25 protein-coding genes are annotated in these 19,715 nt (G+C 39.1%); 13 read left to right on the forward strand and 12 right to left on the reverse strand.

The window, feature by feature from the left end; genetic code table 11:
* The first annotated feature begins 13 nt into the window (after positions 1-13).
* The 4 genes from EXE10_RS00675 (at position 14) to EXE10_RS00690 (ending at position 3,386) form a co-directional block, all read left to right on the forward strand.
* Positions 14-2,005 carry an ATP-dependent helicase gene (locus tag EXE10_RS00675; RefSeq protein ID WP_130112020.1) on the forward strand — a complete coding sequence of 664 codons (1,992 nt, stop codon included), beginning with the start codon at positions 14-16 and terminating at the stop codon, positions 2,003-2,005.
* A gap of 29 nt (positions 2,006-2,034) precedes the next feature.
* The gene (locus EXE10_RS00680) at positions 2,035-2,286 is read left to right on the forward strand and encodes an RNA recognition motif domain-containing protein (protein WP_068973681.1); all 252 of its coding nucleotides are present in this window, start codon (positions 2,035-2,037) and stop codon (positions 2,284-2,286) included.
* A 209-nt stretch (positions 2,287-2,495) separates the two neighbouring features.
* Entirely contained in the window at positions 2,496-2,999 is a 504-nt protein-coding gene (locus EXE10_RS00685) for a DUF6586 family protein (protein ID WP_087552162.1), read from the forward strand.
* Between the two features lie 108 nt (positions 3,000-3,107).
* Positions 3,108-3,386, forward strand: a complete 279-nt coding sequence (locus tag EXE10_RS00690; RefSeq protein WP_068973679.1) for a hypothetical protein — start codon at positions 3,108-3,110, stop codon at positions 3,384-3,386.
* A gap of 71 nt (positions 3,387-3,457) precedes the next feature.
* Here the strand turns inward: EXE10_RS00690 and EXE10_RS00695 are convergent, their stop codons facing one another.
* The 4 genes from EXE10_RS00695 to EXE10_RS00710 all read right to left on the reverse strand — a co-directional run bounded on the left by EXE10_RS00695 (position 3,458) and on the right by EXE10_RS00710 (position 7,378).
* On the reverse strand, positions 3,458-5,176 hold the full coding sequence (locus EXE10_RS00695; protein ID WP_130112021.1) for a cation:proton antiporter: 1,719 nt from the start codon (positions 5,174-5,176) through the stop codon (positions 3,458-3,460).
* 183 nt (positions 5,177-5,359) lie between these two features.
* Positions 5,360-5,515, reverse strand: a complete 156-nt coding sequence (gene rpmG / locus EXE10_RS00700; RefSeq protein ID WP_004976146.1) for a 50S ribosomal protein L33 — start codon at positions 5,513-5,515, stop codon at positions 5,360-5,362.
* Between the two features lie 12 nt (positions 5,516-5,527).
* The gene (gene rpmB, locus EXE10_RS00705) at positions 5,528-5,764 is read right to left on the reverse strand and encodes a 50S ribosomal protein L28 (RefSeq protein WP_000048256.1); all 237 of its coding nucleotides are present in this window, start codon (positions 5,762-5,764) and stop codon (positions 5,528-5,530) included.
* 165 nt (positions 5,765-5,929) lie between these two features.
* A complete protein-coding gene (locus tag EXE10_RS00710) occupies positions 5,930-7,378 on the reverse strand; it encodes a coniferyl aldehyde dehydrogenase (RefSeq protein ID WP_068973677.1) in 1,449 nt (482 codons plus the stop codon).
* A 111-nt stretch (positions 7,379-7,489) separates the two neighbouring features.
* Between EXE10_RS00710 and EXE10_RS00715 the strand changes: the two genes are divergently transcribed.
* From EXE10_RS00715 to EXE10_RS00735, 5 genes are all read left to right on the forward strand, one after another.
* Positions 7,490-8,182 (forward strand): TetR/AcrR family transcriptional regulator, encoded by a 693-nt coding sequence (locus tag EXE10_RS00715; protein ID WP_068973676.1) that lies wholly within the window; start codon positions 7,490-7,492, stop codon positions 8,180-8,182.
* Between the two features lie 87 nt (positions 8,183-8,269).
* Positions 8,270-9,136 (forward strand): formyltetrahydrofolate deformylase, encoded by an 867-nt coding sequence (gene purU, locus EXE10_RS00720; RefSeq protein WP_130112022.1) that lies wholly within the window; start codon positions 8,270-8,272, stop codon positions 9,134-9,136.
* Positions 9,137-9,371: 235 nt separating this feature from the next.
* On the forward strand, positions 9,372-10,139 hold the full coding sequence (locus tag EXE10_RS00725; protein WP_087552160.1) for an energy transducer TonB: 768 nt from the start codon (positions 9,372-9,374) through the stop codon (positions 10,137-10,139).
* 12 nt (positions 10,140-10,151) lie between these two features.
* On the forward strand, positions 10,152-10,775 hold the full coding sequence (locus tag EXE10_RS00730; protein ID WP_068973673.1) for a MotA/TolQ/ExbB proton channel family protein: 624 nt from the start codon (positions 10,152-10,154) through the stop codon (positions 10,773-10,775).
* Positions 10,775-11,179, forward strand: coding sequence for an ExbD/TolR family protein (locus EXE10_RS00735; protein ID WP_068973672.1), 405 nt, complete (start codon positions 10,775-10,777; stop codon positions 11,177-11,179). Before EXE10_RS00730 ends, EXE10_RS00735 begins: the two co-directional genes overlap by 1 nt.
* 83 nt (positions 11,180-11,262) lie before the next feature.
* On the opposite strand, the gene msrA is transcribed toward EXE10_RS00735, so the two are convergent.
* Positions 11,263-11,784 carry a peptide-methionine (S)-S-oxide reductase MsrA gene (msrA, locus tag EXE10_RS00740; protein ID WP_130112023.1) on the reverse strand — a complete coding sequence of 174 codons (522 nt, stop codon included), beginning with the start codon at positions 11,782-11,784 and terminating at the stop codon, positions 11,263-11,265.
* 241 nt (positions 11,785-12,025) lie between these two features.
* Positions 12,026-12,364, reverse strand: coding sequence for a TIGR01244 family sulfur transferase (locus EXE10_RS00745; RefSeq protein WP_130112024.1), 339 nt, complete (start codon positions 12,362-12,364; stop codon positions 12,026-12,028).
* Positions 12,365-12,489: 125 nt separating this feature from the next.
* On the opposite strand from EXE10_RS00745, the gene EXE10_RS00750 reads away from it, so the two are divergent.
* From EXE10_RS00750 to EXE10_RS00760, 3 genes are all read left to right on the forward strand, one after another.
* Positions 12,490-13,386: an alpha/beta hydrolase gene (locus EXE10_RS00750; RefSeq protein WP_130112025.1), complete on the forward strand. Its 897-nt coding sequence runs from the start codon at positions 12,490-12,492 to the stop codon at positions 13,384-13,386.
* On the forward strand, positions 13,387-13,818 hold the full coding sequence (trxC, locus tag EXE10_RS00755; RefSeq protein WP_068973668.1) for a thioredoxin TrxC: 432 nt from the start codon (positions 13,387-13,389) through the stop codon (positions 13,816-13,818).
* A gap of 87 nt (positions 13,819-13,905) precedes the next feature.
* Entirely contained in the window at positions 13,906-14,274 is a 369-nt protein-coding gene (locus tag EXE10_RS00760; protein WP_410117572.1) for an acyl-CoA thioesterase, read from the forward strand.
* Between the two features lie 421 nt (positions 14,275-14,695).
* Here EXE10_RS00760 and EXE10_RS00765 read toward each other — a convergent pair whose 3' ends face one another.
* The 3 genes from EXE10_RS00765 to EXE10_RS00775 all read right to left on the reverse strand — a co-directional run bounded on the left by EXE10_RS00765 (position 14,696) and on the right by EXE10_RS00775 (position 16,387).
* Positions 14,696-15,217 carry a nuclear transport factor 2 family protein gene (locus EXE10_RS00765; RefSeq protein ID WP_130112026.1) on the reverse strand — a complete coding sequence of 174 codons (522 nt, stop codon included), beginning with the start codon at positions 15,215-15,217 and terminating at the stop codon, positions 14,696-14,698.
* Between the two features lie 149 nt (positions 15,218-15,366).
* Positions 15,367-15,870, reverse strand: coding sequence for a DUF4442 domain-containing protein (locus tag EXE10_RS00770; RefSeq protein WP_087552155.1), 504 nt, complete (start codon positions 15,868-15,870; stop codon positions 15,367-15,369).
* Between the two features lie 28 nt (positions 15,871-15,898).
* Entirely contained in the window at positions 15,899-16,387 is a 489-nt protein-coding gene (locus EXE10_RS00775) for a YajQ family cyclic di-GMP-binding protein (RefSeq protein WP_068973664.1), read from the reverse strand.
* A 90-nt stretch (positions 16,388-16,477) separates the two neighbouring features.
* Here EXE10_RS00775 and EXE10_RS00780 point away from each other — a divergent pair, with 90 nt between their 5' ends.
* Positions 16,478-16,792, forward strand: coding sequence for a rhodanese-like domain-containing protein (locus tag EXE10_RS00780; protein WP_068973663.1), 315 nt, complete (start codon positions 16,478-16,480; stop codon positions 16,790-16,792).
* A 44-nt stretch (positions 16,793-16,836) separates the two neighbouring features.
* Here EXE10_RS00780 and mnmC read toward each other — a convergent pair whose 3' ends face one another.
* The 3 genes from mnmC to EXE10_RS00795 form a co-directional block, all read right to left on the reverse strand.
* Positions 16,837-18,813, reverse strand: a complete 1,977-nt coding sequence (gene mnmC / locus EXE10_RS00785; RefSeq protein WP_130112027.1) for an FAD-dependent 5-carboxymethylaminomethyl-2-thiouridine(34) oxidoreductase MnmC — start codon at positions 18,811-18,813, stop codon at positions 16,837-16,839.
* A gap of 61 nt (positions 18,814-18,874) precedes the next feature.
* Positions 18,875-19,402, reverse strand: coding sequence for a hypothetical protein (locus tag EXE10_RS00790; RefSeq protein WP_130112028.1), 528 nt, complete (start codon positions 19,400-19,402; stop codon positions 18,875-18,877).
* Between the two features lie 4 nt (positions 19,403-19,406).
* Complete coding sequence (locus tag EXE10_RS00795; RefSeq protein ID WP_068973660.1) at positions 19,407-19,709, reverse strand: YciI family protein; 303 nt, start codon at positions 19,707-19,709, stop codon at positions 19,407-19,409.
* Positions 19,710-19,715: the final 6 nt, after the last annotated feature.

Raw genomic sequence — 19,715 nt, forward strand, 5'->3', positions numbered from 1 at the left:
ACGATGAGTAAACATGAGTTTAGCCAACCTGATCAATGAATTAAACCCTCAACAAAAACAAGCTGCTACAACTGAAACAAAACACAGTTTAGTACTTGCAGGGGCAGGTTGTGGCAAAACCAAAACCATCGTGGCACGAGCAGCGTACTTGATTGATCAAGGTGTGCCTGCCAATCAAATCCAAATTCTGACATTTACTCGTCGTTCAGCAAGTGAAATTGTCGCACGTGTGGAACTCGCTTTGGGCGATCAAGCCAAAGGTTTACGCGCTTCAACATTCCATACCTTTTGTATGTACCTCTTGCGCCGTGTGCCAAAAGCCTTTGGATTAGAACAATTTTCAATTATTGATCGTGATGATCAACTGATGTTATTCCGCTTAATCCGTGGCAAAGATGATAAGAAAAATCCAAATGCCTTACCCAAGCCACAACAGCTTTGCGATCTCTATTCATTCGCTCGCAATACCCGTCAAAAACTCAGTTTGGCTTTAGAAAAGCAATTGCCTGAATTTTTAGAATATAAAGATCAAATTGCCGAAATAATGAAAGAGTACGAAAGCCGAAAACGTACTCGTTATTTTCTAGATTATGACGATATTCTCGCTGTGGTGGCTTCAGGCTTGGCGCAATCAGAGGGCTTGACTGATTATGTGGCAGGTCTGTGTCAACACATGCTTGTAGATGAGATGCAAGACACTAATCCATTGCAATGGGCAATTCTAGAACCACTTAAAGACAAAACCTCATTGTTCTGTGTGGGGGATGATGCACAGTCGATTTATGGATTCCGTGGTGCGGACTTTGAAAATATTCACCATTTCAAAGATCGAGTGCCTGATGCAGAAATTTTTAAACTCGAAAAGAATTACCGTTCAACGCAAGAAATTTTAGATCTGTCCAATTGGTTACTCGATCAAAGCGAAATTCACTACGATAAAAAATTAGAAGCCTATCGTGGCGATGGCGTTAAGCCGAAAATGCACGTCTTTCCCAATGAGTTTGATGAAGCAAAATGGATTGCCATCGACATCAAAGAACGGCATTTGCTTGAAGCGGCTGCATGGAATGATCACATGGTCTTGGTACGCTCCGCTTTTGCGGCACGTCATATCGAGGCGGCATTTATCCAAGCCAATGTGCCATATCGTTTTATCGGTGGGATGAAATTGCTTGAAACAGCGCATGTGAAAGATTTACTGAGTTTATTGCGTGTGATTGCCAATCCAATGGATGATATTGCGTGGATGCGTTTTTTAACCCTATGGAATGGTGTCGGTGATGTTGGCGCAAGTAAGCTTGCACAGCAACTTTTACTCGAATCCGACTTAGATAAACTATTTGAGAAATTAGAAAAATTTGGGCGGATTCCTGACAATACTCTGCTGATTATGAAGCAAATGTCAGTACTCAAAACTGAAGTGGGAGCCTGTGTCAAACTCGGTGTCGAAGCCATTCTCAATCAACTCGAGGAAAATTATGCTAAGAAAGATTGGCATAAACGAGTGGGTGATTTTGATCTTGTGAAGCAACTCGCTTCTAAACATTCACAATTGAGTGAGTTTTTAGAAGAATATGTGCTTGATCCTGTTTCTATTTCTGAAATTGAACGTCAGTCACAAGATGATGTAGTGACGTTAATTACCATTCACTCCGCTAAAGGGACTGAGCAAAAAGTCTGTTATGTGGCAAATGTTTCAGCAGGGCAATATCCACACGCACGTGCACAAGGTAATTTTGATGAAGTGGAAGAAGAACGCCGTGTGTTGTATGTGGCACTGACTCGTGCGCAAAATGAGTTGATTTTGACCAAACAAAATTTAAGTTTTTGGGCAACTACTCAAACCGATGAAAAAGGTCGAAAAGTTGAAAGTTATTTTCTCAATGATTTAACTCGAAATTTATGCACCACGGAAACGCATTATCGTCAGCGTGAGCAAACGGTAAAAAGTGCTTTGATCGAACGAAAGCGGATTAATTTAGATTTTGGCATTGATCTGGATTAAACTATAGCGAAGATATTGTAGGTTTGATCATGAAAATTTTAGTACGTAACTTAGAGCGTTCAGTCACAGAAGCGGAATTGCTTGAATTGTTTAAACCTTTTGGTACGGTTGAGTCTGCTGTTGTGGTGATGGATGCAGAAACCAAGAAGTCGAAAGGCTTTGGCTTTGTGGAAATGCCCAATGGTCGTGAAGCGATTAAAGCGATCAAAGGCTTGAATACACTCAAAGTGAAAGGTGCGGGTATTCGTGTCAAAGCGGCAGAAGATAAGCCAAAAGCTTAATTGAGTATGGTGGCATAGAAAGGAGCATAGATTGCTCCTTTTTTTATTGGATAATGGAAAGCTGAATTGGATAACTACATTGCTAAATAATTTTACGATTATAGCACTGAGCTATTTTTAGTTTGAATTCATCAATAAATTATTGTGAATTTGTTCCAATAAAGATTAAGCTAAGTGTGTAATAAATGCCAAAATCCTAGGAAATAATCATGTCACGTGTAGCCCGCTTTCATGCAGACCGTACCAATCAAAAACTCTATTTTGCTCGCCTTTCTTGTATGCAAGCAGAGCAGAGTGAAAATGTACAACAAGCGCAGGCGCACCGTGAAGCAGCAGTTTTTCATTTACATGGAGGGGTCTTAGCATTTTTACAAGAATTGGTACGTTATTATCGTTTAAATGATCTTGCTCCGACACTCAAATCAATTGAAGAAAATATGGCGGCAAAAGGGCAAGTTTCACCAGAAGTTGTAGTGATGCAACAGCTTGCAAAAAGTGGTTTTATTGCGGAATTAAAAAGAGCTTATCGTCTGTGCCAATATGCACCTGAGCCAAGTGCACCTGAACCAGAAGATGAAACATCTTCAAATTTGATTATTAAAGTTACTCAAACACCACAAGCATGGTTGCCTGATACTAAGATTTTAAGAGAATGGCATCGAGATTTAACTCACCTCATTGATGGTTTTCGTAATGAAATGGTGGAATTCTGATTAAATTGATCAGATTGACTTGAAATTTTGTTTTGAATGACTATATAAAATGCTTACAAGATGCAAAATGCATTCAGTATTTTGCCCCATGTTGTGCATGGAGGGTTTATGTCTATTGAACAGTTAAAAGAGTTATTTGGGAATCAAGAAGCGATATTGGAGTTGGTACAACTCGAAGGTGGAGAGTTGGCACTTCGTAATGCAGGTTCTGAAAAAGAGCCATTGGTTACGATTCAGTTTAATGATGAAGTGAAAGCATTGTTAGGAGATCAAACGCCTGCAATTGCACAACAAATGATTCAAGCAGCTTTGTTTGCATTGCTAGAGAAGCAGTCTGATGAGTGGCATGCAGAAGTTGTGGATGAACAACCGAAATTTATGAGTTAATTTTTTTTGAATTCATACACATTAAAAAACGCACTTTGAAGTGCGTTTTTTTGTGCTTATTCAAAGAATCATCAATGTGTTGGTTGATGATGGTGGGCAATTTGGATTTGATTCAAAATATGATTGCTCATATTTTTTGCCATTTCCTCTTTGGCATAATAGACGTCACCAATGTCATCTTTACGAATCACTTCGGCTTCTTCTTTATTCTCAGCACAAACAAGCACTTGAATCTGCGGATTGAGTAATTTTGCAGTATCGACAATTTTATGAATATCGACAATGTCCATCGGTGAAATGACCAATAGGCGCGCATGTTGAATATGCGCTTGAATCAGTACACTCGGTTCAGTTGCACGACCAGAAACCGCAGCTATGCCTTTTTCACGTAGATTTTCAACAATTTCACGATTTTCTTCTGCAATAACAACTTTAATCCCTTCATCCATTAGGGTTTTGGTGATACGACGTCCAACTTCACCATGACCCACAATCACGACTTGATCACGTAAATAGTCTTGATCAACCTCATCAGGGAGCATGGCTAAAGGGTCACCACTACGTTCTAATAAACGCGCCAAATGTGAACGTTCACGAATCCAATTTTGTACAGGTTCAATCGCAGAGAATAAAAATGAGTTGAGCGTAATTGAAAATAAAGCACCTGCTAAGATTAAGTTCTGTGCTTCAGGTGTGAGTAAACCTAAAGATAAACCTAATGTTGCTAGGATGAATGAGAACTCTCCAATCTGTGCCAAACTTGCACCCACTGTTAGTGCTGTATTAATTGGATAACGGAAGAACAATACCAATGCCATTGCTGCAATGGTTTTACCAATCATAATGATGGCAATAACAGCAAGGATGTGAAGCGGTTGTTCCACAATGATACGTGGGTCGAACAGCATTCCGACAGAAACGAAGAATAAAATTGAGAAAATTTCACGTAATGGAAGCGTTTCTTCTTCTGCACGATGGCTAAAGTCTGATTCTTTGACGACCATTCCAGCAAAGAACGCACCAAGTGCCATAGAAACGCCAAAGATCGCGTATGAGCCATAGGCAATTGAAACTGCTGCTGCAACGACAGTCAGGGTAAAAAGCTCTCTGGACCCCAAACGAGCAACATATTGCATGATCATTGGAACGAGGCGTTTGCCAATAATCAGCATAAAAGCAATAAAGCCTGTGACTTTGAGTAGAGTAATCCCAAGCGTTAGCCAAATATTTTCATCTGCTGCATGACCTTCTGGTGCATGACCACCCAATAAAACGGCTGTTGCTGGAAGTAGAACCAAAACCAAAACCATGGCAAGGTCTTCAACCAAAAGCCAGCCGACAGCAATTTTACCATTGACTGAGTCCAATAAACCTTTATCACCTAAGGCTTTAAGCAATACGACAGTACTTGCACAAGACAAGCTTAGACCAAATACCAGAGCTGAACCCCAACCCCAACCCCAAAAATGCGAGACAATCATGCCTAAACAGGTGGCGACTGTAATTTGTAGAATTGCACCTGGGAGGGCGATTTTACGAACTTGCATTAGATCATTGAGAGAAAAATGCATCCCCACGCCAAACATCAGAAACATTACACCGAGTTCAGCAAGTTGATTGGCAAGCGCAATATCTGCAACAACGCCAGGCGTGTTGGGGCTAATGATAATCCCTGCAATTAAATACCCGATCAAAGCAGGTAGACGTAACCGAGCAGCGATATAGCCAAAAATAAGGGCAATACCAAAACCAACTGCAAGTAAAATGATCAAATCTACATCATGAGGCACAAAAAACTCCTTAAATATTGAGGAGAAATCATTCAAAAAATCATTTCTAGAAGAGTAACTTAGTTAAAAGTCATATTGGAAAAGCACAAAGAGTGCCAAATATGCCGATAATTTTACCAATTTGAAGAAAAAAAAGGCAAAAAAAACGACCCAAGTGGGTCGTATTTTTTCAGAAAACTAAAATTATTTAATTTTAGCTTCTTTGAAAACTACGTGTTGACGGATTTTTGGATCAAATTTTTTGATTTCCATTTTTTCCGGCATAGTACGTTTGTTCTTAGTAGTGGTATAGAAATAACCTGTACCAGCAGTAGAAACTAGGCGAATTTTATCACGCATGGTTCAGACTCCTTAGATTTTTTGACCTTGAGCACGTAGGTCAGCAACAACCTTTTCAATGCCCAATTTGTCGATAATACGCATACCTTTAGTGGTTAAACGAAGACGTACAAAACGTTTTTCGCTTTCTAACCAGAAACGGTGGTGATGCAGGTTCGGCTCGAACCGGCGTTTAGTTTTGTTGTTGGCGTGTGAGACGTTGTTACCAACGACTGGACGCTTGCCGGTAACTTGGCAAACCTTAGACATGGTGTAACTCCATTGATTTAGCCAACAGCAAATCTGTATGGCCAGTCAAAATAAAACGGATTGAATTCATTCAAGGGGCGTTTTATACCAAAATTCCGCTTAAAAGACAAGCGGAATTCGTCAAAACGCAACATGATCTATTGTGATAGATCATGCCTTGATCAGTTAGCGTAAGAAAGTTTTCTCTAAAATCTTATTTAGAGGTTTATCGTACGGCGGTAAGATGAATTTTAAGCTAAATAGCTTTGGAATAGACATCACTGAACGCTCATGCGACAAACCGAAGAATCCTTCAGGGCCATGATATTTGCCCATACCTGATGCACCAACGCCACCAAAAGGAAGATCGTCTTGTGCGACATGGGTAAGCACGGCATTTTGACCGAAATGCCCAGAATGGGTACGTTGCGAAACGTAATCTGCACGGGCATTGTCAAAGTCGAAATAGTATAAAGCAAGTGGACGTGGTCTGCCATTAATAAAGTCAATTACATCGTCTATTTGATCATATTCCATGATTGGAAGTACTGGGCCAAAGATTTCATTTTTCATGATGTCCATGGTTGGTAGTACGCCAGACAGGAATGTAGGTGCGATTTTGCGGACTGAGCTTAGATCTTCATTTTTAGGATTAATTTCAATGATGTCTGCACCTTGTTGACGAGCATCTTCTAAATAACCTTGGATACGATTGTATTGTTTATCATTGATAATACTGGTGTAGTCTTGATTATCACGAATAGAAGGGTACATCGAAGTTGCAGCTTGTCTAAAGTTTTCAATGAATTCTTTGGTTTTTCCCTTAGGCAGGAACATATAGTCAGGTGCAACACAAGTTTGACCTGAGTTCCATAATTTACCAAAGGCAATACGTTCAGCCACCAGCTTTAAATCACTGGATGGATGTACGATTACAGGTGATTTTCCACCTAACTCAAGGATAACTGGGACTAAATTCTCAGCCGCAGCAGACATGACGGTTTTACCGACATTGGTTGAACCTGTAAAAATGATTTTATCAAATGCTAAGTGTGAGAATGCATCTGAAATTGCGCCACCACCATTGATCACAGCAACCAATTCTTGCGGAAATGCTTCAGATAACGCATTTTCAAGTACATGACCAAAGTTTGCTGATGAGCTTGAAATTTTAAGCATGGCATGGTTGCCCGCTGCCAATGCACAAATTAAAGGGCCAACCGAAAGAATTAATGGATAATTCCATGGTGCAATAATCCCGATTACACCTAAAGGTTGGTACTGCACCCAAGCTTTTGCAGGTTGATGTAACATAGAAACATGGCGTTTAGATGGTTTCATCCAAGTGCTTAAATGCTTGCTATAATATTTAATTTGCTCTAAACATGTAAGTAACTCTCCAATTTTGGTTTCACTGATAGAGCGATTGCCATAATCTTGATTAATTGCATCTGCCAATTGATCTTGATATTTTACGAGAACCTTCTTTAAACGTGCTAAACGTTCAATACGTTCTTTCGCTGTTGGCACTGGATGACGTTGATAAGCAATTTTCTGTTGTTCAAGAATGTCATGCATGTGTTGAACTTCAGGTGAATAAGGCGTCATTGAATTTGTTTTTGTTTGACTGTTCATGGTAAGTACCATTTATGGATCGATTAATATAATATATTTTTTAGAGTAAATACTCTAAATAGTCAAGTCACTTTATGTTAGCAAGTGCTAACGGTTAAACATGGTAATAGGATGTCAAGTTCCAAAACTTTGAAAACGAAAGACCGAATTTTGCAGATTAGCCTGCAACTTTTTAATGAGCGTGGCGAGCGTTCGGTGACGACAAACCATATTGCGGCTGAGCTTGGGATCAGCCCTGGGAACTTGTATTACCATTTTCGGAATAAGCAAGAAATCATCAAGGAGTTGATGGAGCAGTACCAAAAAGAAACTTTGAACATGCTTTCATTACCCGATGACCGTGCAGTCAATGCAAATGACAAAATTCGTTATTTTCAAGTTTTGAGCAGTCAGCTATGGGAATATCGTTTTCTACATCGTGATGTATATCATTTGATTGAAAATAATGAAGATTTTAGAAAAATTTACCCACGTTTTGCGGGTAAAGTGATGCAACAAGGGCAGAAAATTTATCATGCCTTTGTGGAAGCAGGCTTGATGCAAATGACGCCTTCTGAAATCGAAGCATTAATCATCAATATTTGGATCGTCCTAACCAACTGGACGAACTTCTTATATATGTCGGGTCATCTCAGCGATTCAAACCATTTGGATGAAAAATGGATTTGGCAAGCTTTACGTCAAATGGTGTTCTTGGAAGGACCTTATTTGCGTGGTGAAAGTCGTGAGACTTATGAACGCTTACTCGAAAGTTTTGGTTCTTCTGAATTATTTGCCAGTTTATCTGCGACAAAGCACGATTGATGTTGAAACGAGATTGAAAGCTAGCGAAAAAGCGTTAGAATATTCGGCTGTTTTTAAAATTAATTTATATAAGTGATACCCATTAACATGAACATGACTACTGCCAACACAGCACGTCTGCTGATTACTTGTGAAGACAAGCCCGGCATCGTGCAAGCTGTATCGAGCTTTTTGTATCATCAAGGCGCGAACATCACTGCGCTTGATCAATACGCGACTGAAGCTCAGGGCGGGCGTTATTTCATGCGTGTTGAGTTTGAATTGGATCATTTACAAAGTCGTCGTGAAAGTTTACTTCAAACGTTTGCGGCGAATGTTGCTGAACGTTATGAAATGCAATGGCGTTTGGCTTTGGTCAGTGATGTGAAAAAAGTCGGGATCTTGGTGTCGAAAGTTGACCATGCATTGCTTGAGCTACTGTGGCGTCATGCACGTGGTGGTTTACCTTGCGAAATTACCAAAGTAGTTTCGAATCATCCTGATCTTAAAGAAGCCGTGGAAAACTTTGGTATTCCATTTGAAGTTGTACCTGTAAATAAAGAAAATAAGCGTGAAGCTTACGCTAAAATTGATGAATTGATGCAGGGCAATGATTTACTCGTGCTTGCTCGTTATATGCAGATTCTAGATGAAGAATTTGTACAAAAATGGGAAATGAAGATTATCAATATTCATCACTCATTCTTGCCTGCATTTGTAGGTGCAAATCCATATAAACAAGCACATGAGAAAGGTGTGAAATTGATTGGTGCGACAGCGCATTATGTGACTGCTGATCTCGATCAAGGTCCAATCATTGAACAAGATGTGGAACGTGTGAGTCATGATTTTACAGTCGATCAATTACGTGAATTAGGTCAAGATGTAGAGCGTAATGTATTGGCAAGAGCAGTGAAATGGCATTTGGAAGATCGTATTATTGTTGATGGTAATAAAACTGTGGTATTTCAATAATATGTGAATATTCATGAAATTCAGATAAAAAAAAGGATGCTTTAGGCATCCTTTTTTTACTTTTTTATTTGGAAAATCGATTAAAAGCAACCAAAAAGTAGTTGCAAATGAAAACACTTCTCATTTATCATTGCGCTACTTTAATTGTTCTATCCGATGAGCTTCATCTATAAATCAATTTGATGATTTAAATTCAATGATTTTAGATGGCTTAATTTTAGGTATTTAGATTCTTATGAGTCAGTCTTCCACAGCACCACTTCAAACGCCACCACCGATGAAGAAAAAAGTTATTGCTGCAATTTTAGCAGTGATTGTCGGGCACACAGGTGTGTTGTGGGCTGTCAGTCAGATGAAAACACCTGAGTTACCTCAAATTAAAAAAGAACCGTTAAAAGTCAAATTTGTAAAAATTAAAGAGCCGCCAAAGCCAAAAGAACCACCGAAACCAAAAGAGCCGCCGAAACCTAAACAAGTTAAAATTGTTGAAAAAGAATTGCCTCCACCACCAAAGAAAGTGGAAAAAATTAAGGAAGTGAAAAAAGCTGATACGGTAAAAGTGGTTGAAAAACCAGTGAATGTTAAACCGGCACCAGTGATCTCGACAACAGTTACGCCGACACCTACGCCAAAACCTTTACCGAAGCCTGAACCTGTACCTGAGCCAAAACCTGAGCCTGCACCAGCACCGAAAGCTGATCCTGCGCCACCAGCACCTAAAACTGTATCGATTGGTGCAGGGGTACAATGGAGTTTATCGCCAAAATTTAAGTTTCAAAATGGTGAGATTCCTGCGGGTGGGTGCCGTGTTGTGATTTCGATTAAAGCGAATGAAAAAGGTAAAGTGACTAGTGCAAATGTAATAAACTCAAGCTGTGGTTCTGAAATGGCGAGTAGAATTTCAAATGCTGTACGCAATGCAAGATTTAAACCTTATAAAGAAAATGGTATCGCTTATCCAATTAGCGCTGAGCAACCATTTGATTTAGCACCGACAAAATAATAGGAGTTCCAGATGAACTTTTCAGTTTATTGGCAACATGCTGATGCGATCAGTAAAACACTGTATTTCGTATTATTGGCAATGTCTATTGCAACTTGGACGGTGTTCATTTTGCGTATTTTAGGCACACGCCAATTAAAACAAGTGGCGCAAGCACAACTTGCGCAAGCACTGCAATCATTAAAAGCAAAACTTGCTCCTTTGGGTTTTGATCAACGTAAAGCAGTTGCAGAACAAGCTTTGCTTCGTCAAATCAATGTGGAAAAAGCCAATGCTGAAAAAGGTGTTTCAGTTTTAGGTACGATTGCATCACTTGCACCATTCGTTGGTTTATTCGGTACAGTGTGGGGGATTTTCCATGCACTTGTTGCAGTGGGTAAAAGTGGTCAAGCAGGTTTAGCGCAAGTGGCAACACCTGTAGGTGAAGCGCTGATCATGACAGGTCTCGGTCTTGCTGTGGCGATTCCTGCAGTATTGGCATATAACATCTGTGTGCGTTTTAACCGTACATTATCTAACGAATTGCAAGATCAAGCACATGGCTTATTGATTGATACCATGTTGCAGCAAGATTCTTCAACTCAAAAAGTTGAAGTTGAATCAAGTAATAAAGGTTTAGTTGGAGGTCAAGCTTAATGGCTTTTCAATTGGGAGAAGACAACGATTCTGGCATGAATGAGATGAATCTCATTCCGCTGATCGATATTATGTTGGTATTGATGATCATCTTTTTGGTGACAGCAACCGTTGCTAACCCATCGATACCATTAACATTACCAAAAACCACTGCTGAAATTCAGACACCACCACCTGAAGCGATTACGATTAGTATTAATCAACAAGGTGAAGTGGCTTGGAATGATCAAATCATTAGTTTAGATGAGTTATCGACTCGTTTTAATGAGGAAGGTCAAAAGCCTGTGAAGCCTGCTGTACAGCTTCGTGCAGACAAAGAGTCGCGTTATGACACGGTGGCACAAGTAATGTCACGTGCCAGTGAAGCGGGTCTAAATGATCTTGCTTTTATGAGTGATAACTAATAATTTAATTCAGTAAATATGTCTGAATAAAAAAACCTCCTAGATCATTCAGGAGGTTTTTTTGTGTTTATTCATAATGAAAATTAGTCTTTAAGTAAATCCTTAAACTGACTATGTAATTTTAAAAGTTTCGGCGGAATGGCAAAGTTACAGTAGCCTTGTGCAGGATTCTTCGCAAAATAGTTCTGATGATATTCTTCAGCAGGGTAGAAGGTTGGAACAGGGCTGAGTTCAGTCACAATATCTAAATTCTCAGCTTTTAGTTTTTCAATGAATTGTTCAGCTTCTAATTTTTGTTGTTCATCAAAATAGTAAATCACAGAGCGATATTGGGTTCCGATGTCATTGCCTTGACGGTTGAGTGTTGTTGGATCATGAATGGCAAAAAATATAGTGAGCAATTGTTGATAATTGATTAGTTGTTCGTCAAAACTAATTAAAATGACTTCTGCATGGTTGGTATCTCCATTACAAATTGCTTCATAGGTCGGATCAATAGTGTGCCCACCTGCATAGCCACTAACGACTTGTGTGATGCCTTTGAGTTGTAAAAATACAGCTTCGGTACACCAGAAACAGCCACCGCCGAATAAAGCCTGTTGCATGAAAATATTCCTTTTATTTTGCAGTTATGCAATTCATTTATAGAATAATCATAACGTGAAACTGACGCTTTTGTCATATCACTTTTTTAGAAAAACTATACAAGCTTTAGACCTATCATTTAGAGGTGATGCTTAAATGATTTGGGTTTGATTCACGTGCGGAATATATTTTGTCATGAATCTTATGGATTCAAAGGCATTCTCTATGTGGAATGCCGATGAAATGGAACAGTATCTAGACTTATTCGTCGTCTAATAAGTCCATTTGTTTTGCAATTTGATACAGATTGTTTGAACGGTTGCCTGTACGACAGAACATCAATACAGGTTTAGGTAGTTCATTGTAGTGATTTGCAAAAGCTCTGACATCAATTTCAGTAATTTGACCTGCAACAACAGGTTGATACACATAGTCTAAGCCTGCCGCACGAGCAGCTTCTTCAATCTGAGCACTGGTCGGTTGTTCTGGACCACCTTCCATATCTGGACGGTTATTGATCACAGAATTGAAGCCTTTTTCAAGTACTTGTTCAATATGTTCTGGACCTATTTGACCTGCAAAGCCAACATTTTCACTCATTTTGTCACTCCTATATTATTTCGGAACAGTTATGCTATATATAATAGCATTAAGCTGAAATGTGAGCTTAAACAACAAAAGATTTATAAAAGAATTATCTCAAAAGATAACGCAATGGAGTGTGTATGTACGCGTATACAGTTGAGCCACTGTATGTACCGATTGGGCAGGAAGTCATTGCTGCGGATTTTTACCGACCCAAGAATGTCAAAAAGCCTGCTGTGATTATCATGGCACATGGTTTTGCAGCCCTAAGACAATTTAAATTGATTCCTTTTGCACAGAAATTTGCCCAAGCAGGTTATGCCGTTGTGCTATTCGATTACCGGTTTTGGGGTGGAAGTACAGGTTTTCCAAGAGAAATCGTTTCTTTGAAAGATCAAATGGAGGACTGGAAAATGGTGGTGAATTATGTTGCCACACAAAAGAAAATCAATACTAAAAAAATGGTCCTTTGGGGAACCTCATTAAGTGCAGGTTATGTGCTTACACTTGCTAGTGAATTAAAAAATGTCCAAGCCATTATGGTGCAAGTGCCATTTGTAGATGGTGCTGAAACCGCAAAATTATTTCCGATTCAGCAATTGCCTAAAGCATTGAAAATATCCAGTCAGGATTATATGGGTGCAAAGGTTGGGATGCAGATCAGGACTTTGCCCGTGGTGCATCCTTTTGATTTGTCTTTTATTCCAACGAAAGACGGTTATAACGGTTATATGTCGATCGTCAACCCTGATTATTTCTGGAGTGGGGAAGTTCCAGCACGGGTATTTTTTAATTTAATCAGGTTTAGACCAATCCAAACTGTACGTAGCATCAATATTCCAGTGCTGTTTATTGCAGCGAAAAAAGACAGTTTTATTCCGATTGAATCCAGTCGAGAAACGGCAACCAATATTGCACCTTTTGTACAATATCATGAGTGGAATATGGCGCATTTTGATATTTATCATGGCAAATGGTTGGAAAAAGCAATTTTGACCCAATTAGAATTCTTACATCAACATATTGGAGTGAGCTAGATGATTATTGTATGCCCGTCATGTGGTGCGAAAAACCGTGTACCTGAAGATAAGTTAACTGCACAACCGACTTGTGGTCAATGTCATCAAAATCTCGTGCCATTGGCGCCAATTGAACTCAATGAGCAAAATTTTAGTAACTTTGTCAGCAATAGTGACTTACCGATCATTATTGATTTATGGGCTGACTGGTGTGGTCCGTGTAAAATGATGGCGCCACATTTTGCTGAGGTAGCAAAAACTAATCCGAATGTTGTTTTTGCAAAAATTGATACTGAGGCGAATCCGCGTTTAAGCAGTGCTTTCAATATTCGCAGTATTCCAACCCTAGTTTTAATGAATAAAACCACGGAAGTTGCTAGAATAAGTGGTGCGCTACGTGCTAACCAATTGCAAGAATGGTTAGATCAACAATTGAATGCCCTTAAATAATCGCTCATAAAATTTTATGAACTCGGAGTTATTGTGTCAGATTCTCATGTAAAACCTGAAGGTACACTATCTTTACAAACTATTGCTATGCCAGCAGATACAAACTGGAGTGGTGATGTTTTTGGTGGTTGGATCGTTTCACAAATGGATTTGGCTGGTGCAATTCATGCAGAACGTTTTAGTAAAGGACGTTGTGCAACCATTTCAATTAATCAAATGACGTTTTTAGTCCCTGTGAAAGTGGGTGATGTGATTAGTTGTTATACCAAGATTTTGAAAGTGGGCAATACCTCGATTCAAATGCAGATTGAAGTTTGGGATAGCCATGACAGTTCTCGTGAAGCAAAACGTGTGACAGCAGGTGTATTTACTTTTGTTGCTGTTGATGTAGCGGGGAATAAGCGTCAGATTCCTGAAGATGTGAAGCAGAAGTTTTTAAGTACTCAAAGTGCTTAATTGATTTGCTTAAGTAATTGATGTTACGCATTTGAAAAATAAAGTACTCATTTTTCAAATTATATTAATTCTCCTTGACGGAGTCTTACATCAATTATTTAGAATTACGGATTAGCCTGCGGCTCGAGGCACTTTTGTTTCGGCAAAATGAGCAGTTAAACTGCGCAAGGAAACCATCTTGCGAAGCTTCGCTTCTCACCGCAGAACTCGTCAGCTTCCGTCAAAATATTGAATATATCTCAGAAACATTTATGGTCAGAAGTAGTCTTGCCTCAGACAAATGCGGATGACGTTATCGCGTATCCAATTTTATCGAGATGCAAAAGATGTTTTTATGTTACTGCGTAACATCAGTTAAGTAAGCTAAAAAATCCCAAACTGAGTTTGGGATTTTTTATTGGGAATTAAGAATAAAAAATCCTTAAAACATCGTGTTGGTATTTGCAGCTTGTTCAGGAACTGCTTGTTGTACATCCCAATGTTCAACAATTTTGCCATTTTCAACTCTAAAAATATCGACAATCGCCACACCACGATCTTGTGCATTTTGAGTTGAATGTACATGTAAGAATACTAAGTCACCTTCAGCGACAGCACGTTTAATGACACTTTTTGCTTCAGGATTTTCTTTAAAATGTCCTGTGAAGTAGTCAACAAAAGGTGCTTTACCATCAGGTACATGTGGATTGTGCTGAATATATTGATCGCCAATATAACGATCTGCATAGGCTTTGACTTGATGCTTTTGGAAAACACCTTCGTAGAAATCGACTACAATTTTCTTATTCTGCGTCGCTTGTTGATTGGCTGAAATTGCATTAAGCGTATTGTCCGTTACTGCTGCAACAGCTTTATTGGGATTTTGACTACATGCTGTAAGCAGTAAAAGTGGGCTAAGGATTAAACCTAATCCAATGATTTTCTTTGATTGAAAGGCTGACATGATTATTCTCAAGATGATGTTAGATTCTACACCATCTTGAAGCTTAACACTGAATGAAAATAGTGAATATTCGTCATTCATTTGCAGGGATTTAGTAATTTTTCAACTTACTTAAAAGTAAGTTTTATTTACATTTATTGGTTTTTCAGTTACTTGTTTTTGAGGTGCGATTTAGACACCCATGCCCAAAGCATTTCTGCTTCAATCGGTTGTTGTCCTGAATCATCCGTCACAACGACTGAAACTAGGGTTTCACCTTTTTCTGTTTCTTGCATAAGTTTGCGTTGTTCATCAGTCAGTGTCGCAACAGCGGTTAAACCACCTTTTGATGGGCGTTTAAAATTGATTTGCATGCTTTTAATCAAAACAATACATGAGTCTGGAATATTCATTCCTGTGACAAAACCCGTTGCGGTTTCAGTGACTAATGCCATGGCACAGGCATGTACTTGTCCAATATGGTTTTGTACATTGCGGTTGTTTTCAATTCGTACTTCTACACGAGAAGGTGTGACTTCTACATAACGAAGTTTGGCTGTGCCAACCATCGGGACAACTCGACCAAAGGCTTTACTGAGAACAGTACTTTGGATTCCTTTCGGAAGTTTTGAAGTGGCTTTTACCAGTTTGGATAAGCGATTGGTCTGAGTCATATGTCACCCTGTAAACATCGTTAAAGACTTAGTCTTTAAAGTTATTGAATTGGAGTGGGACACCGAATTGTTGTTCTTTTAAAAATGCCATAACTTGCTGTAAAGTATCGCGCTTTTTATCAGTTACACGAATCTTGTCACCTTGGATAGAAGATTGCACTTTGATGCCACTTTCTTTAATGGCTTTATTAATTTTTTTTGCGGTATCTGAGTCAAGTCCATCTTTAAGTTTGATTACTTGAATGATGTTTTTACCAGAAGCCGTCATTTTTTGTGGGTCTAAAGCTTGAATATCAATTTTACGTTTGAAAAAGTGATTTTCGAGCATGCTATAGACTTGCTCACATTGGAAATCGCTTTCCGTAGAAATTTTAATTTCCTTATTTTTTTCATTAATATCAATAGAAACATCTTGTCCACGGAAGTCAAAACGAGTCGCAATCTCTTTTTGCGTGTTTTGTACCGCATGATTTACTTCAAAAATTTCCAATTCAGATACAATATCGAAAGAAGGCATAGTTAGACCTTTGCAAATAGAAAGAATATCTGAGATGCTAGGGATGTTTTCTTCATTTGCCAAGTGTTGTTTACATCAAAGGAGTGCGCAATGATCCGTAAAATCGAAATTACAACATTTGAGTTCCCAGAAAATGCAGTAATCTGGGATGTTCGTGACAATAAAGCGTTTGCTGAAAGCCATGTAAAAGGAGCTGTGAATCAGCCGATAGATGGTTTAACTGCAGATAGCTTGACTCAAGTGGGGTCGGATCAGTCAATTTACATTTTATGTGGCGGCGGCAGTAAAGCACCGCGTGCAGCTGAAAAACTAGAGGGTTTTGACAGTTCGCGTGATTATGTTGTTTTGATGGGAGGCACACGTGCAGCACGTGATGCTGGTTTGCCATTGGAACAAGGTGCATAAAAAGAAGCGCCGAAAGGCGCTTTTTTATGGGTAACAATTTGGCATTATTCACTTGGTTTAAAATAAGGCTTCTTCGGTTTTACTTTCTTTTGAAAGCGTTTAGGACTGAGTTTTTGTAATAAATCATTTGGAATTGGGCAAGCTTCGCCTAAAACTAAAGAAGCTAAAACTTCACTACATAAGGGCGCAAATAAGAAACCTTTAGAACCTAGCCCAGAAAATGTATAGATTTCATGCTCTTCTTCGACTTTTCCAAGCAATGGAAAATAATCCAAACTTTGCGCACGCACCGAAGCACGACCTTGCCACTCATTCACATTTGCTAGGTTTTCAGCGTATTGTGGAAAAACACTGTGGATAAGATCATAGTTATGCACATGGTCTTCAAGCAATACTTCTGTATCATCACGATTTGGATAAAATGACGCACCTAAAATTAAATGCTGATCATCCAATTGCATGCAATAACCACCATAGCTATAAGCATGTTGTTGATCTAAAACATGATCTGGGTTATTCACCCAACTGACCTGTCCACGAATGGGTTTTAATACTGGAAAGTATTCAAAGAATTTTTTGCTTTCTTTGGCACAGCAGACAATCACATGATCAAATGAGCCTAAAGCATCTTGTTCATGATTGAAAATTCGTAATTGAGCATTTTCAAGTTGTTCAATCTTCTCAATTTCAGCATGTTGAAATTCAATTAACGCATGTTCAAGGATTTGATCTTTGAGTTGATGTGGATAAATAGAGCCTGCTTGAGTCAGTTGTAAACTTGAAAAAGTACTTTGAATATCTAATTCATTTTCCGTCTGTGCTTTGAGTAGACCTTGCGGATACTGATCAGCTAAACCCAATAATTCTTCAGGATTTTTTTGTGCCAATTGATTGACTGAAATGGGGCGAAAAGCTTTGAAATTTTGATAATGGTTTAACGCATGTTGCCATGCCAAAGTCATTAAATGCTCAGAACTTTGTTCAATTGGACTGAGTTTTGGATTGAGTAGGGCAAGCGGGTTACCAGATGCCCCTGATAATGGCGCTGATTGGTCGTAAATGGTGACTTTATGCCCACGTTGAGCCAATGCCCATGCACAACTCAATCCTGCGATTCCTGCGCCAATAATCGCAATTTGACTTTGTTTAGAATTATTCTGAATGTCAGTATTATTTAAAGTTTTTTTTTGAGCTGTGGCTAAATCAATTTGCTGATGATTATGTTGCTCAATTTGCGTATTTTCAGATTCGATTGCGTTATTTTCTTCAACACTTAAATTGGCAATATCTGGCGCATTCCAAACAGCTTTGAGCATTTCACGTTTATGTCCAAAACCACGTGGACGTGAAATAGATATACCATGTTGCTTTAAACCACGTTTAAGCACACCTGCAACACTAAACGATGCGAATGTAGTTCCAAGATCAGATAAACGCACAATATTATTTAAAACATTTTCTTCCCACATGTCAGGATTACAAGATGGGGCAAAACCATCTAAAAACCATGCATTCACAGGCGCTGTTTTGGGAATGATCGGGAAAACATCATGTGCATCGCCTAACCATAAATCAATGGAAAAGCGCTCTTTGGGAAAACTTAAGCGGTGACAACCTGCAATAGCTAAAGGATATTGCTCAATCAGTTGATCTGCTAAGGGTTTGAGTTCAGCCCATACATTTAAGGCGCGGATCAAATCCTCTTTAGATAGTGGAAATTTTTCTACACTGATGGCATGTAAATGGCTTTGGTTACTCGGTCGGACTTGTTGCCAAAGTTGCCACAGTGCAAGGATATTTAAACCTGTACCAAAACCTGTTTCTCCCACGCTGAAATATTCAAAATCGTTTAAAGCTGCAAGGCGAGTTTCAAGGTCATTACCATTCAAAAAAACATGTCGGGTTTCGAGTAGTCCATTGTCTTTGGAAAAATAGACATCACCAAATTGTTTAGAAATTGGAACTTCAATTCCATCAACACATTGCCAATCTAAATCGGCTGTTTGAATGGCTTGTGACAACTTAAATTACCTTTTGAGCTTTGAGAGAAGTGAATAAAACAGAGGGGATGAAGTCAGTGGCTTACCACTGACGACGACGTTTGGTATAGATATAACTTGCGATTAAAAAACCGAGTAGTACACCAACAGCAATGGTAGCTGCGCCGTATAGAAACATTTGCGCACTTTGTTCACTTTGTAAAACCTGAACTTGTACACCAAGATTGTCATTTTTCAATTGTAATTCTTGGTTTTGGGATAAAGCTTCTAAATTGGCTTTTTCAAGTTGTTGTAAGCGAGTCGCTTGGTCTTTTACCAGTGCTTTCACATTGGCTTCTTGAGATGCTTTTTCTTTGGCAATCTGTTCAGCAGTTAAAGGCTTATTTTCTTGTGTCTGAGTTTGTGTTTGATTTGCATGCGCACCCGCTACCGCAGGGATAATACTCGGTTTTTGAGCGGCAACAGGTGGGTTCGCCTGAGGTGGAGGCGTTGCAGTCGTTGCTTGAGTTGTTTGTGGGCTGGTTTGATTTGGTTCAGCCCATGCAACAGCAGGTAAAAGTAGAGAAGTACTTAATGTTAGGCTCAATAAGCTTTGGACGACAACGCGCATTCTATTATCCCTTAGGCAATGCTTTATTGAATGGTTTAACATCAATATGGCTATAAATGCCTTCTTTAAGGAAAGGTTCTTCTTGTAGCCAAGCATCTAATTCTTCACGGCTATCAAAATCGAGAATCAAAGTACTGCCATAAAAACCCGCTTGTGGGTTTTCACGATCTTTCGGCATCGCACCTGCAACAATTACACGACCTTCAGCATCTAACTTTTCTAAACGTGCTAAATGTTGAGGGCGAGTTGCAAGACGTTTTTCTACTGTACCTTCTTGATCAGTACAAGTAACTACAAATAATGGCATGATAAT

This window comes from Acinetobacter sp. WCHAc060033, assembly GCF_004209125.1.
GTDB classification, from domain to species: Bacteria; Pseudomonadota; Gammaproteobacteria; order Pseudomonadales; family Moraxellaceae; genus Acinetobacter; species Acinetobacter wuhouensis.